General features: G+C 62.3%; 11 protein-coding genes. 2 read left to right on the plus strand and 9 right to left on the minus strand.

The window, feature by feature from the left end:
• Positions 1 to 69 precede the first annotated feature (69 nt).
• The 7 genes from GY725_16150 to GY725_16180 all read right to left on the minus strand — a co-directional run bounded on the left by GY725_16150 (position 70) and on the right by GY725_16180 (position 6,851).
• On the minus strand, positions 70 to 741 hold the full coding sequence (locus GY725_16150; protein MCP4005722.1) for a hypothetical protein: 672 nt from the start codon (positions 739 to 741) through the stop codon (positions 70 to 72).
• A gap of 187 nt (positions 742 to 928) precedes the next feature.
• Positions 929 to 2,203: a hypothetical protein gene (locus GY725_16155; GenBank protein MCP4005723.1), complete on the minus strand. Its 1,275-nt coding sequence runs from the start codon at positions 2,201 to 2,203 to the stop codon at positions 929 to 931.
• Complete coding sequence (locus GY725_16160; GenBank protein ID MCP4005724.1) at positions 2,200 to 2,895, minus strand: ABC transporter ATP-binding protein; 696 nt, start codon at positions 2,893 to 2,895, stop codon at positions 2,200 to 2,202. The genes GY725_16155 and GY725_16160 overlap by 4 nt, the downstream gene beginning before the upstream one ends.
• A gap of 9 nt (positions 2,896 to 2,904) precedes the next feature.
• A complete protein-coding gene (locus GY725_16165; protein MCP4005725.1) occupies positions 2,905 to 4,143 on the minus strand; it encodes an ABC transporter permease in 1,239 nt (412 codons plus the stop codon).
• A gap of 1 nt (position 4,144) precedes the next feature.
• The gene (locus GY725_16170) at positions 4,145 to 5,395 is read right to left on the minus strand and encodes an ABC transporter permease (protein ID MCP4005726.1); all 1,251 of its coding nucleotides are present in this window, start codon (positions 5,393 to 5,395) and stop codon (positions 4,145 to 4,147) included.
• On the minus strand, positions 5,392 to 6,255 hold the full coding sequence (locus GY725_16175; protein ID MCP4005727.1) for an outer membrane lipoprotein-sorting protein: 864 nt from the start codon (positions 6,253 to 6,255) through the stop codon (positions 5,392 to 5,394). Before GY725_16175 ends, GY725_16170 begins: the two co-directional genes overlap by 4 nt.
• The gene (locus GY725_16180; protein MCP4005728.1) at positions 6,252 to 6,851 is read right to left on the minus strand and encodes a TetR/AcrR family transcriptional regulator; all 600 of its coding nucleotides are present in this window, start codon (positions 6,849 to 6,851) and stop codon (positions 6,252 to 6,254) included. The genes GY725_16175 and GY725_16180 overlap by 4 nt, the downstream gene beginning before the upstream one ends.
• 130 nt (positions 6,852 to 6,981) lie before the next feature.
• Between GY725_16180 and ileS the strand changes: the two genes are divergently transcribed.
• Positions 6,982 to 9,861, plus strand: coding sequence for an isoleucine--tRNA ligase (gene ileS / locus GY725_16185; protein MCP4005729.1), 2,880 nt, complete (start codon positions 6,982 to 6,984; stop codon positions 9,859 to 9,861).
• Positions 9,862 to 9,867: 6 nt separating this feature from the next.
• Here ileS and GY725_16190 read toward each other — a convergent pair whose 3' ends face one another.
• Positions 9,868 to 13,104, minus strand: coding sequence for a hypothetical protein (locus tag GY725_16190; GenBank protein MCP4005730.1), 3,237 nt, complete (start codon positions 13,102 to 13,104; stop codon positions 9,868 to 9,870).
• A 315-nt stretch (positions 13,105 to 13,419) separates the two neighbouring features.
• Between GY725_16190 and GY725_16195 the strand changes: the two genes are divergently transcribed.
• Positions 13,420 to 14,235 (plus strand): crotonase/enoyl-CoA hydratase family protein, encoded by an 816-nt coding sequence (locus tag GY725_16195; GenBank protein MCP4005731.1) that lies wholly within the window; start codon positions 13,420 to 13,422, stop codon positions 14,233 to 14,235.
• Positions 14,236 to 14,244: 9 nt separating this feature from the next.
• On the opposite strand, the gene GY725_16200 is transcribed toward GY725_16195, so the two are convergent.
• The gene (locus GY725_16200) at positions 14,245 to 16,362 is read right to left on the minus strand and encodes a PQQ-dependent dehydrogenase, methanol/ethanol family (GenBank protein ID MCP4005732.1); all 2,118 of its coding nucleotides are present in this window, start codon (positions 16,360 to 16,362) and stop codon (positions 14,245 to 14,247) included.
• Between the last annotated feature and the right edge of the window lie 24 nt (positions 16,363 to 16,386).

The following is a 16,386-nucleotide window of genomic DNA, read 5'->3' on the forward strand; positions in this document are numbered from 1 at the left end:
CCCGGATTGTAGACGACGCTGGGCGCGCGTCTACAGCATTTCGTGCAGAAGCGAGAAGATCTCCGTCGGTCAGCGGTCCGAGACGGCGTCCGCGACTGCGAGGCGGCTTTCCTCGACGTTGAAATGCGCCGCCTCGTCGAAGAGTTCGATCGGCTCCCAGCCCGGAACCTCGGCCAGACGGACCATCTTCGAGGTGACCACTCCGGTCGGATCGAGCACCCAGGGGTCGCTCTCCGCTCCCTCTTCGAACCAGAGCGTGACCATGTGGTGCTGGCCGGAGTTCTGCTCGACGACGATGGCGCGGTAGATCTCGCTTTCCTGGAAACCCAGGCGGCGCAGGAGAACGAAGGTCAGCAGATCCAGGCCGTCACAGTCATCGCCCCCAGCCTCGACGACTTCTCCGAGTGTCGCCCAGTGATCCTGATCACCATCTGGCCGATAGTAACGACGGCTGTGCTCCTGAACCCAGCTCACGGTCTCGTTCGCCACCTTGCGGCGGATATTGGCGGCGAACTGATCGTACTCGCGCGACAGCTTTGAACTGGCGCGCGGATCCTCGCCCCGGTTGACCGGATCGAGATGGTGGCGGGCTTGCCAGTTCTCGATCTTCTGCTTCCAGGGATTGTCCGGCGGAGCTGGCGTGAAGAAGTTCAGCGAAACAGGCGGCAACGAACCCGGGTTCGTAGCGCAGGAGAGGAAGCACAACGCGACTAGTGCAGTCGCGTATCCCAGTGTACGCAATTCAATACTCCTCACGTCTCGCTTACAGCCGCCTCCAGAAAGCAGGATCGGCCGGGTTTTGGCGGGACTTGAGCAGTCGGAGCACTAGAGCGGTATTGGAATCCGGGCTTTGTACGACACCGGGGTCGAATACGTGTTGCACACGACATTCGAGAAACGAAATGGCTTCAGCAGTCGGAAACTCTCGCTAGAAGTACGCGTCCAACTGGATGATCAGCAGATTTGGCTGATCGCCGTACTCGCTATTGCTTCCGCTTCCGAGAAAGAACTGTCCACCCACAGTCAGGTCCAGATCGGACCGCAGCTGGTAGCTGAGCGTCGGCACGAAGGCCTCACTGGGTCCATGCCAGTCGTGGAGCCACAACAGGTCGGCGCGCAACAGTGGGGTCAGGTCGTATCCCACAGCGACACCTGTACGATTGCGAACACGCGAGGTCAGGCGCGTCGTGTTGATGGCTTCGCTGAATCCGGGGGTTGCCAGGAGAAGCGAGAGTCCGGCCTCCGGCGAGGTGCCGGGCGGAACCCCGCCGAATGTGACCCCTGTCACGAGGTTCTCGTTGAAAAAGTGTTCGACCAGAAAGTACAGGCCTGTACCCAGGCCGAAGGTGTAGTCGAGCGACGCCACCACCTGCCAGACCCGCCCACCGGCGAATAGATCGGTGTAGGTGGCCTCACCGCGAACGGCCGCATCCCTCACCGTGGCGGCAAAGTCTGCACCGAAGGTGTAGTCCCGCTGGATGCGGGCCACCATGAGTGCGCCGTCGACTTCCGTGCGACTGATTTCCAGGCGCGCCGCGATCCGGTGCTCGTCGGGATCATCCTGGGGCGACCAGATCAACTCGGACCAGAGGTTCGAACTCAGGCGTACGCGCGCGACGGCCGCGTCCTGGCCGAGGCGCTGATCGCCTTCGATCGCCAGGGCTGGAATCGGATTGAACAGATCGGTGGGATTCCAGAGCCGGCCACGCCCCAGGGCGATGCGTTGGCGTCCGATCTTCAGATCGAAGTTCTTGCTCTCATAGCGCAACCAACCCCGATAGAGCCGATGCCGCCAGAAGAAGCGATCGTGATCCGAGATCGTCTGGTCGGCGTCATTCCACGTGCCGTCACCCAGGCGCCTGCCCAGCGCGAAACCGAGTGTATCCAGTCCGCTGCCGGTACGGATCTCGTTGTCGTACACGATCTGCCCGGCCAGCCAGTCACCGTACGCAGCTTCCAGGTTCACGCGGCCACGCGTGAGCAGCCTGGCGGTATCTCGGCCATGTGTCGAACTGTGCTGAGCCACACCCTGAATCACACCGGGAAACACGGCATCGGTGTGCAGATCGCGTGTGAACGTGTACAGAGCGCGCAGATGCCCATCGAGTTCCACGCGGAGATCCCCGCGATCGAACTCTGCTGCGGCGACGGGGCCGGTCAGGGCACTGACCAGTAGCCACCCGGCGAGCCCGCGCAGGCTCACGACTCGCGCCGCTCCTCGCGATCGATCTGGCCATCGACCAGATGCACGTTGCGACGTGCACGAGTCATGACGCGGGGATCGTGAGTACTGAAGAGAAAAGTCACACTGCGCTCCTGGTTCATGCGCAGCATCAGATCGAGCAAAGACTCGGCCGTCCGAGAGTCCAGATTCGCGGTGGGTTCATCGGCCAGTACGATTTCGGGTTGCGATACGATCGCGCGCGCGACGGCCACGCGTTGTTGCTGACCTCCGCTCATCTCGTTCGGTCGCTTGTGCAGAAGATCACCCAGGCCCAGTTGATCGAGAGACTCGCTCGCCCGTTCTCGTCGCTCCGTGCGTGACATCCCCTGCAGCAGCAATACGAACTCGACGTTCTCGAGCGACGACAGGACCGGCACCAGGTTGTACGCCTGGAAGATGAATCCGATCTTCTCGAGCCGGAGTTCCGACTTTTCGGCTTCCGACATTTCGGTGGTGTCGGCCCCACACACGAGCACGCGGCCGTCGGTCGGGCAATCCAGGGTGCCCAGCAGATTGAGCAAAGTGGTCTTACCCGAACCCGAAGGGCCCGATAGTGTGGAGAACTCACCGGTTTCTACTGCCAGTGAGACTTTGTTCAACGCGGTCGTTTCGACCTCGCCGGCCACATAGATCTTGGTGACCCCAATCGCTTCCAGAACGGTATCGGACATGATGAACTCCTAAACGTGTCGCAGGGCTTCGGCAGGTCGCAGACGGTAGGCCTTGATCGCAGGCCAGAGCGCCGCCACCAATGCCGTCAGGATGGCCAGGCAGACGGGGGCCACGAGATCCCGGGGACGAACGGTCGGATACATGATGTTCCCCACGCCGAGTTCCCCAAGGGCTTCCGAGAACATGCTGAGGTCGAGACCGACTTCTCCGAGCCAGCCCACGAGTCCCAGACCGCCTAGCAATCCCAGCACGGTTCCGGCGAGAGTCAGAATCAGTGCTTCGAGCAGGATCATCCAGACCAGACGTCCGCCCTTTAGCCCGATCGAACGCAGCACACCAAACTCTCGGATGCGTTCGTACACTGCCATGAGCAGGGCATTGGCGATTCCAAACGCCATACCGACGAACACCACGGCGTACATCACCCAGGACATCTGGTCCATCATGTCTAGCATGGCTGCCAGGCGCGGCTCGCGCTCACGCCAGGTCATCACCTCGATCTGCGCTTCGGGATCGATCTGAGCCAGGCGAGCCTTCGCCCAATCGCGAAACTCCGAACTCTGGTTCCGCTCCGCCAGGCGAACGGCGATCTGACTGACGCGGTCTTCCTGGGCGAATAGCTGCTGCGCGGAAGCGAGTGTGACGTATGCGAACGAGCGATCAAATGCGGTGGACGAAGTGCGATACAGGCCCGCTATGCGGAAGGCGCCGGACCCGGTCTCACCGGGCACATGCATCACGATCTTGTCGCCCGGTTCGACCTTGAGACGCTCAGCCATTTCCACACCGATCACGATTTCAGGCACACGCCGGCGACGGTTGTCCAGGTAACGGCCGACGACCACCGCGCCCGGCACGACCGACACACCCGGTTCGGTATCGGGAACCACGCCGACGAGCGCCGCGCGCAGGCTCTTGCGCGCGCTCTGAATCAGACCGTCGCCGATCAGGCGCGGACTCACGTTCGGACGTCCGGGTCCTTCGGGGAGCACTTCAATCAACCCACTTCCGCTCCCGGCCAGACTGCGCTTCAAATCGGGGTTCTGCTGGTAGCCGCGCGCCTGCACGGCCACGTGGGCCAGATGGCTGCCCACAGCGTTCTCGATCATCTGATCGATCATGCCCGTCGTCCAGCCCAGTACGATCATGCACCCCGACAGGCCGACCGAGATCGCGACGACGACGATCGCGCTGCGCCGCCAGCCGCGTAGGAGGTTTCGCCAGGCGATGCGAAGCAGAGCACCCATATCATGCCTCCCGCAGCGCATCGACGGGTCGACCGCGACTCGCCTTGATCGCCGGTGGCAAGGCGGCCAGGATCGCGACGAAAACCAGGATCAACGGTACGACGATGACCTGGCGCATCGTCAACTTGAAAACGATCACCGCATCGATGTTGAACAACTCCATGGCATCGATGGTGTCCTGCGACATACCCATGGCTTCGCCGGGAATCGGCGCCTGCTCCAGGTAGAGCACGAGCGGGATCACCAGTGCGAGACCGATGGCAATCCCGAGCAGGGAAAGCAGGAGCGATTCGATCATGACGAGCTTGAAAACAGCAGAAGGCCGCAGACCCAGCGCGCGCAGGACACCAAACTCGCGTACGCGCTCGAACACCGACATGAGAATCGTATTGAGCAGCCCGAAACCGACGACGATGATCAGTACGCCGGTGGTCAGATAGGCACCGAGATCGTCCAGGACCATGAACTGGATGACGTCGGGGATCAGTTCCTCCCACGAAAGCAGTTCGAAGCTCTCGTCGGGAAAGATCTCGGCGAGTTGCACGGCAATGGGCTCGGCGCGGCCGGGGTCGGTCGCGAAGACGGCGACGTGCGACACGCCCTCGCCCATCTCCAGGAAGTCCTGCAACTGGTGCAGGTCGACGAACGCGGCGTAGGAATCAAATTCCGGATTGCCGACCTCGATGGTACCGATCACGCGAAAGCGATCGGCCGATTGCGACCCGTAGTAGTCGGCGGACAGCAGAATGACGTTGTCGCCTTCCACGACGCCCAGGTTCTTGGCCAGCGTCTCGCCGAGCACGACCTCGCGTCCGCTGCCGGGCGAGACGAAGCGACCGCGCTCGACGGAACTGACCAGTGAGGTCAGATGCTGCTCGCGTTCCGCGTCGACTCCCACCACCCACGCCGCACGCCCGGTCGCACCATCCTCATCACCGACCACCAGTCCCCAGGACTCCAGGCGCGGCGCCCAGCCATCGCTTTCGGGCAAGGCATTCAGGCCATCCATGGCGGCCCTTGAGAGTTCCATCCCATAGTCGAGCGTGCGGTTCTCGCGGTAGCCATCCAGACTGACTTCGAAATGCCCAGGGTACAAGCGCACGACTTCTTCGATCCAACGCTCGTGGCTTCCGTAGGCCATGGCAAGCGAAAGGATCGTGAGTACTGCAGCAAATGCCCCGGCCGCCGCGGTCAGGGCCGTGCGACGCGGATTTCGAAACAGATTGCGCCACGCGAGACGCAGAAGGATCAACGGGTGGCCTCCGCTCGACGTAGATTCCTCTGCGTGAACATCGAGTCGTCGAAGAACTCGTCGAGCGTGACCGACTCGACGCTCATTCGAGTGGAGTGCCCCTTCTTGTCCAGCGGTTCGATCACCCACTCGTGCGGCATCTGGCGGCCCTGAACCTTGCGGATGTCCGAGAAACGCATCCGGCGCACGACCTCGAAGGTCCCCTCATCGGGTTCGTCGTAGTAGTCGTAGACGATTGGCGCGAGGGGGTCTACCTGGAGCCAGAGATCGATTCGCGCCCACACCACGGGCGCGTCTTCGCGCGGGATCAGTCGGACGCCGATTGCGGGTACACCGTCGATCGACTTCTCGCCGATCAGCTCGGGCTTGTAATCGTCGATCATCGACGACTCGCGTGCGAGATCGTCATTGGTGAAGTCACTGCCCATCCAGGACTGCAACATCATCGACGGCGGAATTCGCATGGTGCGTTCGACGCGCGGTAGATAGGTCCAGAACGTCGTCTGCAGGCGCAGGAAGCCTGTGCCACTGTCCTTCTTGGGAGACAGGATGCGGATGAAACTGCGATCGCCGCGGCGATCGTCCCAGGAGTGGAAACGCACGACGCGCGTCCAACGGGGCGTCGTGATGGTCATGGACGCCGTGATGTCGGCGCTCTCGCCGCGCAGCGCATCCTCGGCACGCTCTACGATCTCGTTTGCGCTGAGCCCTGCAAGCGATTTGACCAGAGATGCGACGGATTCCGAGACAGGTTTCGAAACCGGCTCAGAAGAGGAATCGGATTCCGCGCGAGCAATACTCGCCACGAGAACCAGGCTCAGCCCGAGCACAAACAGGAATGCGATCGCGAGGTTCTTCATTTCGCCAGGAGCCCTTTCATGAAGAGATCTTCGGTCGCCCGCCAGGTGGCGGGCAGATCGAGTTGGGGTCGTACGAGCTTCTGCAAGAGCAGTCCATCGAGCGCCGCCACGACCACACAAGCGACGTCTTCGGGGTCGACGGGACGGAAGATCCCCTCGGTCACACCCCGCGTGAGGTATTCGGACATCCCGTCGCAGAATTTTTGATACATATTCGCGAGGCGCTCGCGCAGTTTCTCGTCGCGGCTCGCCTGCGCCAGGTATTCCAGGGTCAACTCGATGACCGGCATCGTGGTGGGCATCTCGCGCAGAAACGCCTCGGACACCTCGTGGATGGCGGCCTGTGCATCGGGCGCCTCTTCCCCGAATCCCAGAGCCGGCATCATCCGATCGATCTCCCAGTCGAGCAAAGCCATGAAGAGTTCGTGCTTGCCGTCGAAATGCCAGTAGATGGCTCCCTTGGACAGACCCGCACGCTCGGCGATATCGTCGACCTTGGTCTTGTGGTAACCGGCCGCGATGAAGCACTCCCGCGCGGCGGCGAGAATCTCGTCCCTGCTGGCTTCTGGGCTTCTACGGGTGTTGCGGCGGAGCATGAAGATCGCTCATTCGAAGGATTGGAATTACTGACTGACCAGTCGGTATGGTACGAAATCGACGAGCTCACGGCAAGATGGGACGTTTGTGTTTGTCTGGCACGGCCCGGGTCGATAGTTTCTGCGGCCGATGAGCAAGCCCAAGGACAGCGGGAGCGATCCAGCCAAGCGCTCCTATAAATCGACCCTGAACCTGCCCCGGACCGGGTTCGCCATGAAGGCCAATCTGGTGCAGCGGGAGCCCGAGTTCCAGAAGCGCTGGAACAAGCTCGACGTGTGCGCGCGCATGCACGGCGCCGACCATCCCAGGGGCGTCTTCTCCTTCCACGATGGCCCGCCCTACGCGAACGGCGATATCCACCTGGGCCACCTTCTCAACAAAATCCTGAAGGACCTCGTCGTGCGCACGCATTCGATGATGGGCTACGACGTGGAGTTCGTTCCGGGCTGGGACTGCCACGGCCTGCCGATCGAGCACATGGTCATGCAGGAACTCGGCGACAAAGCCAAGGACATGGTGCCGCTGCAGATTCGCGGCCGCTGCAAGTCCTACGCGGAGAAGTTCGTCAAGCGTCAGTCGAAACAGATGCAGCGACTCGGCACGATCGGCAACTATCAGGATCCGTATCTCACGCTGAAACCACGCTACGAGGCCGAGGTCCTGGAAGCGTTCGCGAGCATGGTAAAGCGCGGTCTGATCTTCCGCGCGCTCAAGCCCGTGCACTGGTCGATCGAAAACCAGACCGCGCTCGCCGAAGCCGAACTGGAATACTACGACCGCGAAGACACCAGCGTCTTCGTTCTCTTCGCGTTGGACCCGGCGACTTCGCTACCCGCATCGCTAGGCGCTCCGGAGAAAGAAAGCGTATCGCTGGTGATCTGGACGACGACTCCCTGGACTCTGCCCGCGAACCTGGCCGTTTCCGTCGGTCCCGCGATCGAGTACGGCTTGTACCGTTTCGCGCACAACGGACAAACGCTGCACGCAATCCTGGCGGAGTCCCTGGCCGAAAAGGTTCTGGCTCTCGCCAACGCGACCGCCGTCACTCAACTCGGTCACTGCAGCGGTCGCGAACTCGCCGAGGCCGGACTGACCTATGAACACCCGTTCCAGGACGACGGCCATGTTCGTCCCGTCGTCCTCGCCGACTACGTGACGCTCGAAGACGGCACGGGTCTGGTCCACACGGCCCCGGGTCACGGCGTGGATGACTATCTTACGGGACTCAAACACGGGCTGGAGATTCTGTGCCCGGTGCAGGCCGACGGCTGCTTCGATGCCAGCGCACCCGAGTGGCTGCGCGGCGTAAGCGTCTGGGACGGCAATGCGAAGATCGGCGAGCGCCTGCGCGAAGATGGTTCGCTATTGCACTCTCAGGTTTTCACGCACTCTTATCCGCACGACTGGCGCGGAAAGACGCCCACGATCTTCCGGGCCACCGAGCAGTGGTTCGCTGCGGTCGACAAGCCGCTGCAAAACCCCGATGGACCCTCGCTGCGCGAACTCGCCCTCGAAGTGACGGAGGCGGACATCAGCTTCACGCCCGAGTGGGGTCGCAATCGCCTCAGGGGCATGCTCGAGACACGACCGGACTGGTGCCTGAGCCGTCAGCGCTCCTGGGGATTGCCGATCCCGGCGTTCTTCGGCGAAACACAGGGAGAGGTATTGCTCACGGCCGCTTCGGTGAGCGCGGTCGCCGAGCGGGTGCGACAGGAAGGCTCAGACTCCTGGTTCAAGGCGAGCGCCGCAGAACTCCTTTCCGAATACGATCTATCACTGGACGCGGAAGCCCCCGAGTGGCTCGTGAAACGCGGCTCGCTGGAAGGGCTGCGCCCGAGCAGTGATATCTTTGACGTGTGGTTCGAAAGCGGTGCGTCCTGGAACGCGGTCATGCGTCGTCGCGGTCTGCCCTACCCTACTGATCTCTACCTGGAAGGTTCGGACCAGCATCGCGGCTGGTTCCAGAGTTCATTGCTCGTCGCCCTGGGAGCAAGCGGAGAGGCACCCTACCGCGGCCTGGTCACCCACGGCTTCATCGTGGACGCGCAGGGCATGAAGATGAGCAAGTCGGGTGGAAATGCGCTCTCGGTCGAGGAACTCTTGCGAGGCCACGGCGCAGACGTGTGTCGTTGGTGGGTCAGCTCGTTGAACTTCGGGAACGACATCAAGGCCGATACCGAGTTCTTCCGCCTGGCGGGCGAGGAATACCGCAAGGTGCGCAACACGATCCGCTTCCTGTTGAGCAACCTGAACGACTTCGACCCTGTGAGCAATCGCCGCGAACTCGGCCCCGATGACGCCTACAGCGTCGACGCATGGGCCATGTCGAAGCTGGACGAACTGAGTGATACCGTGCACAAGGCCTACGAAGCCTATCAATACCGCACCGCACACCAGGCACTGTTCAACTTCTGCAACGACACGCTGAGTGCCGTGTATCTGGTTGCCGTCAAGGATCGCCTGTACTGCGACGCAACCAATGCGGATCGCCGACGCCGCAGCCAGACCGTGCTCTTCGACCTGGCAGACGGTTTGACCCGGCTTCTGGGTCCAATCCTGGTTCACACGGCAGACGAAGCCTGGCTGGCGCTGCACGGCGCGACCATGGCTGACGAACTCTGCATCCACGACCAGCATTTCGCACAACTGCACTCGCATCCCGTCGCACCGGAATGGGACGAAGTCATGACGCGACGCGATCAGGTACTCAAGGCGCTCGAAGAAGAACGAGCGGCGGGATCGCTCGACAATCCACTCGACGCCGGCGTAGTGCTGCGACTGCCCGAAGACCAGCGTGCAGTGCTCGAGCCTTTTGAGCCGGAATTCGCCGACCTTTGCGGTGTGAGCAGGTTCGCTTTCGAAAGTGACACCTCGGAAGGCATCGAGGTCGTGCACCTGGGTGAGGAACTGCGCTGCGATCGTTCATGGAAGCGCGACGCGAGCGTGCGCGAACGCAGCGATGGCGGTCTGCTGAGCGACCGCGACGCAAAGGCCATAGGCCTGGACTGAAACGGGTCAGCGCGGACTGCGCGACTCCCTGCGTTCGCTCGACGGCGACGCGGGTTTCTCATTTTTCGTTCCGGCCTCCTCTTCCGCTTCCTTCTGTTCGATTTCGTCCAGCGCAACTCGTAGCAGGCGCGTGACGTCGATGTGATCCCTGTCCTCGGCCAGACTCATTGCAGTCACTCCGCGACGTCCGCGGACCTTTGGATCGGCGCCGAAATTCAGGAGCAAGAGGACGGCTTCGGCCTTTCCTGTCTGAGCGGCCTGCATCAGCGCAGTCCATCCCTCGGCACTGCGAATGTTCGGATTGGCCTTGCGGCGCAGGAGCAGCGTGAGCACGTCCTTGTGACCTGCAGGCGCGGCAAAGATCAACGCTGAAAATCCCTCGTGGTCCTGCTGGTTCACGTCTTCGATCAACGGGAGCAGTTTGAGCACGATCTCGTGGTTGCCCGCTGAACTCGCCGCCATCAACGGGGTTGCACCCAGGTCGTTGCGCGTTTCCGGATCGGCTCCGTTGTCGAGCAGAAACGTCACGACGTCGAGCTGATCGCGCATGGACGCCCAGAGCAAGGGCGTCCATCCCTTGAAGTCTCGAGCGTTGATGTCGACCCCTTCGCGAATGAACTTGCGGACAGTTGCGACTTCACCCTCCCGCGCGGCATGGGTCAACTCTGCCTCCTTGCGCATCTTGGCCGCTGCCTTTTTCACGTCTTCCGGCGCGTCGTCCTTGGGAATTCGGCCGCTGGCAACCGCCTTGTAGCGGATCGAAGACGCTTTCTCGAGCAGGGCCGCAGCGTGGCGCTGGCGCCGCTGGTGCGCGATGAGAAAAGCATTTCGCCCTTCCGCATCGCGAATCATCGGGTCTGCCTGACGACTCAGGAGAAGGCGAATACAATCAGTATGTCCCCGGCGACCGGCGAGATACATGGCCGTCTGGCCTGCGTCGTTCACTTCGTCGGAAGGCTTGTCCCAACCGCGCAGGAGGCGGCGGGCAGCATCGGTGTGACCACCGGAACAGGCATGCATCAGAGGTGTCCAGCCGCCGCGCCCACGACGGTTGTGATCCTCTCCGGCTTCGAGCAGGAGACCCACGATCCGTTCACTGCCACGACGTGCAGCCATGTGGATCGCGAAGTCACCTGCGCTGGTTTTCAACGCGATATCAGCGCCAGCTTCGAGCAGGCGCGCAACCATATCCGGTCGATCGAGGGTCGCGGCGTGGATGAGCGCGGTACGCCCGAGTGGGTCAGCCAGATCCAGATCCGGTTCGTATCGCAGGAGGATCTCAACGAGTTCTGCGTCATCATTGGAAGCAGCGAACATGAGAGGCGTCTGACCGTTCCTCGTCGCGGCGTTCACATTGGCGCCAGACTCGGCGAGGAGTTCCACGATCTCCCTGTGATTCTTCGCGACCGCTGCACGAAGAGCGGTCGCACCCCCATCGTCGCGCAGTTCCAGATTCGCACCCACATCGATCAGCGCCCTGACGATCTCGATATGGCCCCCACTAGAGGCGAGCAGCAGCGGGCTGCGGCCGTCCGTGTCGATCTGGTCGGGATCCGTTCCCGCCTTCAAAAGGTTCTGCGCCGTATCTTTGTGCCCGCCCTTTGCGGCCGTAAGCAGGGGTGATTTCCCGAGACGTGTGGCGCGCGCACCAAAGATCTCGGGATCTTCGACGGCCTTTGTCAGGGCTGCGGCGAGCTGTCTGAAACCGGCCTCTCGAGCAGCATCTGCAGCGGTCTCGCCCTCCCGCGTCTTGTGCTCCACGTCTGCACCGGCCAACAGAAGCTCGCGGCACATCTCGAAGTGGCCGCGGCGAGCCGCCACGATCATCGCAGAAACACCGTTCTTGTTGACCGCGTCGACATTCGCCCCCTTTGCAATCAGCTTCTGGGCGATCGTCAACTGACCCGAGTAGGCGGCGTGCAGAAGCGGCGTTGCGCCATTGCCGTCCGGGAAATCTACGTGTGCGTTCTTGTCGAGCAGCTCATTCGCCAGGTCGGCCCGAGCGTAAGCAGCAGAGTAGGCCAACGGTGTCATGCCCAACTTGTCTTTGGCGTTGACGTCGGCACCGCCATAGACAAGGCTGGCGGCGTAGCGCTCATAGCCGAGAATTGCCGCGCGAATCAGAGGCGTCTGCCCATCGGAATTGCGACGCGCGACGTAGTCGGAATCGAAGACCGCCCCCTCGACACCACCATGGATCTCTCGAACAACACTGAACTGTCGTTCCTCCAACGCGAGGATGAGTGGAGTCATCTCGCGCGAGTTGTACAGTTCGAGATCGGCCCTCGCATCCATGAGTTGTCGGATAATGCTCTCGAAACCCCGCGTCGCGGCGAAATGCGCGGCCGTCTCACCGGTTGTCGTCTGTCTGTTCAGATCCGCACCAGCGTCGATCAGGCGCCCCAGGATCTTGTCATTCCCGCGACGGGCTGCATGAATCAAGGCCGTGGCGCCGTCCCCCATCGTTGCGTTGATATCCGCGCCTGCGTCGATCATCGCGTCGACAACACCCTCGTGCCCCTTTTTGACGGCAGCGATCAAGGGAGTCGCGCCATCTCGTCGCCGCGTGTCGGGCTCGGCTCCGGCTTCGAGCAGACGTATGACTGCAGCGGTCTTCTGTTCATTTGCCGCGTACAAGAGCGCAGTCTGTCCGCTGCGATCCCTGGCCGAAAGCTCGGCACCCGCGGCGATCAATTTGGAGATCATGCGCAGTCTCCCGCGCGCCGCCGCCGCCATGAGCGGTGTCTGCTGAGAGCGGTTGCGCGCATTCGGATCGGCTCCTGCCGCCAGCAACGCTTCGAGGATCCGCGCATCTGACTGGTTGGCGGCCAACCGCAATGCGGCCGTACCCAGCACGGTGGTGAGATTCGGGTTGGCACCGGCGGCGATTAGTATCTCGACCGCTTCGAAGTTCTCGTTCTGCGAAGCGAACATCAGGCTCGTCCAGCCATCGAGATTCGCAGCATCGGGCGAGATGCCCTCCCCGAGCAGGCGTTCGACCTCGTGAATCTCTCCGAGCCGAACCATATTGATGAGTTCAGCTTCCTTTTCAGTCGGCTCGCGGCGGCCTGAGGACTCACCTTCAGCGTCGGGAGCCTCCGCCGCCTTTTCCTGCTCCGGGGGCGTGGGCGAGAGATCCGAAGTGGGCTCAACCGGTTCGGAGGCCGCGCGTACTTGTGGCGTTGCGCCCGAGAAAAACCCGAGCACCAACATCCAGGCGATCAGCACACGCCCTAGCTTCACAGACCTTCCCGTCACTCAGACCTCTAAGAATCTCTCGGCGCGAAACGTAGCGAAAGTACCAAAGACCGATGGCCGCTCAGGCCCCCGGACCCGATCGGGCCGTTGGCCGACTCCGGGATGAGCCTACCAAGCAATTGGTTGGCCGGAAACAGGCATCCAGGAAAGGCCCCGTCTTCAGGAGGAACGACGACTCGGAAGCATGGAGATTCGCATATTATCGCTGTGAATCCGGGTTTTCGGCCCATTGCTCTTTCAGCGCCCGATTTGGAAACCGGATAGGATGCTCCGGAGTCCTCTTTGAAAAAGGAAACGATCGTGTCAGACCGAGTGAGCATCCAGATCAGCGATGGCGTTGCCGACGTCCGTCTCAACCGACCCGAGAAGATGAACGCCATCGATGCCGCCATGTTTTCGGAGTTGATCGCGGCCGGACGCTCGCTGGCGGAAGACAGCTCCCTGCGTGCGATCGTGCTCTCCGGAGAGGGCCGCGCGTTCTGCGCCGGTCTGGACTTCAGTAGCTTCAGCGCCATGGACAAGGGAGCCGACTCCGGAGAGTCGAAGCCCGGATCCAGAGATGAAGCGGGCGCTTCGCGAATTCCGACCCGGGGTCAGGAAGCAGCCTGGGTGTGGCAGCAGTGCCCTGTACCGGTGATCGCCGCGGTTCACGGGGTCGCATTCGGCGGCGGCTGTCAGATCGCGCTCGGTGCCGACATCCGCTTCATCGCACCGGATGCCAGGATGTCGATCATGGAAATCAAGTGGGGGCTGGTCCCCGACATGGCAGGGACGCAGACGTTGCGCCGATTGGCACGGCTCGACGTGATCAAGGAACTCGCCTTCACTGGACGCCAGATCAGCGGCGAACAGGCCGTCGAGTTGGGGCTCGCCACACACCTCAGCAACAATCCACTCGAAGACGCGTCCGCGCTGGCCCGTGAGATCGCCGGTAAGAATCCGCACGCGATTCGCTCGATGAAGCAGCTGATGAATGCGTCGGGTATCGGCAGCGAACAGGAAGGGCTCGCACTGGAGTGGGACCTGCAGAGCAAGCTGATCGGATCCCCGAACCAGGTCGAAGCCGTTCGCGCGAACATGGAAAAACGCGCACCTTCGTTCAAGGACCCGGCCTGAAGTCTCGCTTCAGTTCGCCGTGTCGGCGATGCGCTGATCGATGTACTCGATCAGGAGCGCGGTGTCCTTCTCGGTGAGCCAGGGCGCGAACGAGGGCATGCCCTTTCCGGAAAAGATTCCGCGCAAGACGATCTCGTTGAACGCGCTACGGATCTCCGGCTTCGACTTGCGCAGATCCGGTAGCACACCGCCACCGAACGCTTGAGCGCCGTGGCAACCGGCGCAGTAGACGTGATAGATCCGCTCGCCACGGTGGACGGAATCCTCCATGGTGATTCGCTCCAGCGCTTGTGCTGCGGTGGGAGGAGGTCCGGCGAGCGCGAATGTCAGAACCCGGCCGCGTGACTCGACACCGGCCGCACTCGCACCCTCGCCGCCGGCGAGCGCAAACGCTCCACCCCACCCGGCGACGATCGTCACGTATTGGCGTCCGTCGACTTGATAGGTAATGGGTGCGGCAATCACACCGGTGCCCGCGGGTTCCTCCCAGAGCTTTTTACCGTCGGAAGCCCGGTACGCCACGAAGCGTCCGTCGGCCGTGCCCTGGAACACCAGGTCGCCCGCCGTCGCGAGCGTCCCGCCGTTCCACGGCAACGCGTGTGGATGCCGCCAGACTTCCTTTTGCGCGACCGGATCCCAGGCCAGTAGGTGCCCGTAAAAACCGTCGCGTTTGGCCAAGGCGAAAGTATTGAAGTCGGTGCCCGTGTTGAACAGACCGGGCTTGTACGTGAAGTGCGGATCGACTCGATAGGCCCCGAGCATGTCCTGGGCCGGTATGTACACGAGTCCGGTCTTCGGGCTGTATGACATCGGGTGCCAGTTGTGTCCGCCGAACGGGGTGGGCTTGACCAACGCGAGTGCGTCCTTGTAGTCCTGGCCCGGAACCTCGACCGGGCGCCCAGTCTTCGGATCGATGTTCGACGCCCAGGTGACTTCGACGTATTTCTCGGCGGAGATCAGTTCACCGGTTTTTCGATCCAGCACGTAGAAGAAGCCGTTCTTGGGGGCCTGCATCAACACCTTGCGCGTATCCCCGTCGATCTCGAGGTCGGCCAGGATCATGTGCTGCGTCGCAGTGTAGTCCCAGTTGTCGCCCGGCGTGGTCTGGTAGTGCCAGATCAGTTCCCCGTTATCGGGATTGAGCGCGAGGATCGAACTCAGGAAGAGATTGTCCCCACCCCCTGGGCTTCGGATGTGACGCGTCCAGGGTGAGCCATTACCGGTACCGATGTAGAGCAGCTTCAACTCCGGATCGAAAGCCATCGAATCCCAGACGGTTCCGCCGCCGCCGATCTTCCACCACTCACCGCCCTTCCAGGTTTCGGCCGCAGCTTCGAGAGCCGGGGACTCAAACGGCTTCGCCGGGTCGCCGGGCACCGTATAGGTGCGCCAGATCAAATCACCGTTCTGAGTGTCGTAGGCCGACACATAACCGCGCACTCCCAGTTCTGCACCACCGTTGCCGATGATCACCTTGCCGTCGACAATGCGAGGCGCACCGGTGATCGTGTAGGGGCGCGAGCGATCGACCGTCAGTTTCTCCCAGACGAGTTCGCCAGTTCTCGCGTCGAGCGCAGCCAGTCGCCCGTCGAGCACACCTGCGTAGACGCGCCCCCGGTAGAGCGCGACCCCGCGGTTCACGACATCGCAACAGGCTTTTTGCGCGTAGTCACGGGGAACAAAGGGGTCCCACTTCCAGACCTGCTCGCCCGTGCGCGCGTCGAGTGCAAAGACGACGCTCCAGGAACCGGTGAAATACATGATCCCATCGAGCACGATCGGCGTCGCTTCGTGCCCACGCTTCAAGCCAGTCTCGAACTTCCAGGTGGCCTGAAGCTGATGAACGTTGTCGGCGTCGACCTCGTCGAGCGGACTGAAGCGCTGTTCGGAATAGGTGCGCCCGTGCGTCAGCCAGTTGCCAGGTTCTGCGTCGGCGGCACGCAGGCGCGCGTCATTGACGCTCTCCGGGCCGCCGAGCACGACCTCCTGTTGCTGCTGCTCTGCGCTCGCTGAAGAGGGTGGCTCTGGCGCCTGGAGCTCTTCGTCTCCTCCACAAGCGATTGCCAGAACGACGAACAGGCTCGCGATTCGCCGCCCTCGAACTCCAGTCCCGCAGCCTTCGAACATCTCGTCCCTCCCCTGGCGGCAATA

This window comes from bacterium (assembly GCA_024226335.1).
Lineage (GTDB): Bacteria > Myxococcota_A > UBA9160 > SZUA-336 > SZUA-336 > JAAELY01.

Coding starts and splice junctions, on each gene's coding strand:
- GY725_16180 (MCP4005728.1), bottom strand. CDS start 6,851: ATGCTCCGCCGCAACACCCGTAGAAGCCCAGAAGCCAGCAGGGACGAG.
- GY725_16200 (MCP4005732.1), bottom strand. CDS start 16,362: ATGTTCGAAGGCTGCGGGACTGGAGTTCGAGGGCGGCGAATCGCGAGC.
- GY725_16160 (MCP4005724.1), bottom strand. CDS start 2,895: ATGTCCGATACCGTTCTGGAAGCGATTGGGGTCACCAAGATCTATGTG.
- ileS (MCP4005729.1), top strand. CDS start 6,982: ATGAGCAAGCCCAAGGACAGCGGGAGCGATCCAGCCAAGCGCTCCTAT.
- GY725_16175 (MCP4005727.1), bottom strand. CDS start 6,255: ATGAAGAACCTCGCGATCGCATTCCTGTTTGTGCTCGGGCTGAGCCTG.
- GY725_16165 (MCP4005725.1), bottom strand. CDS start 4,143: ATGGGTGCTCTGCTTCGCATCGCCTGGCGAAACCTCCTACGCGGCTGG.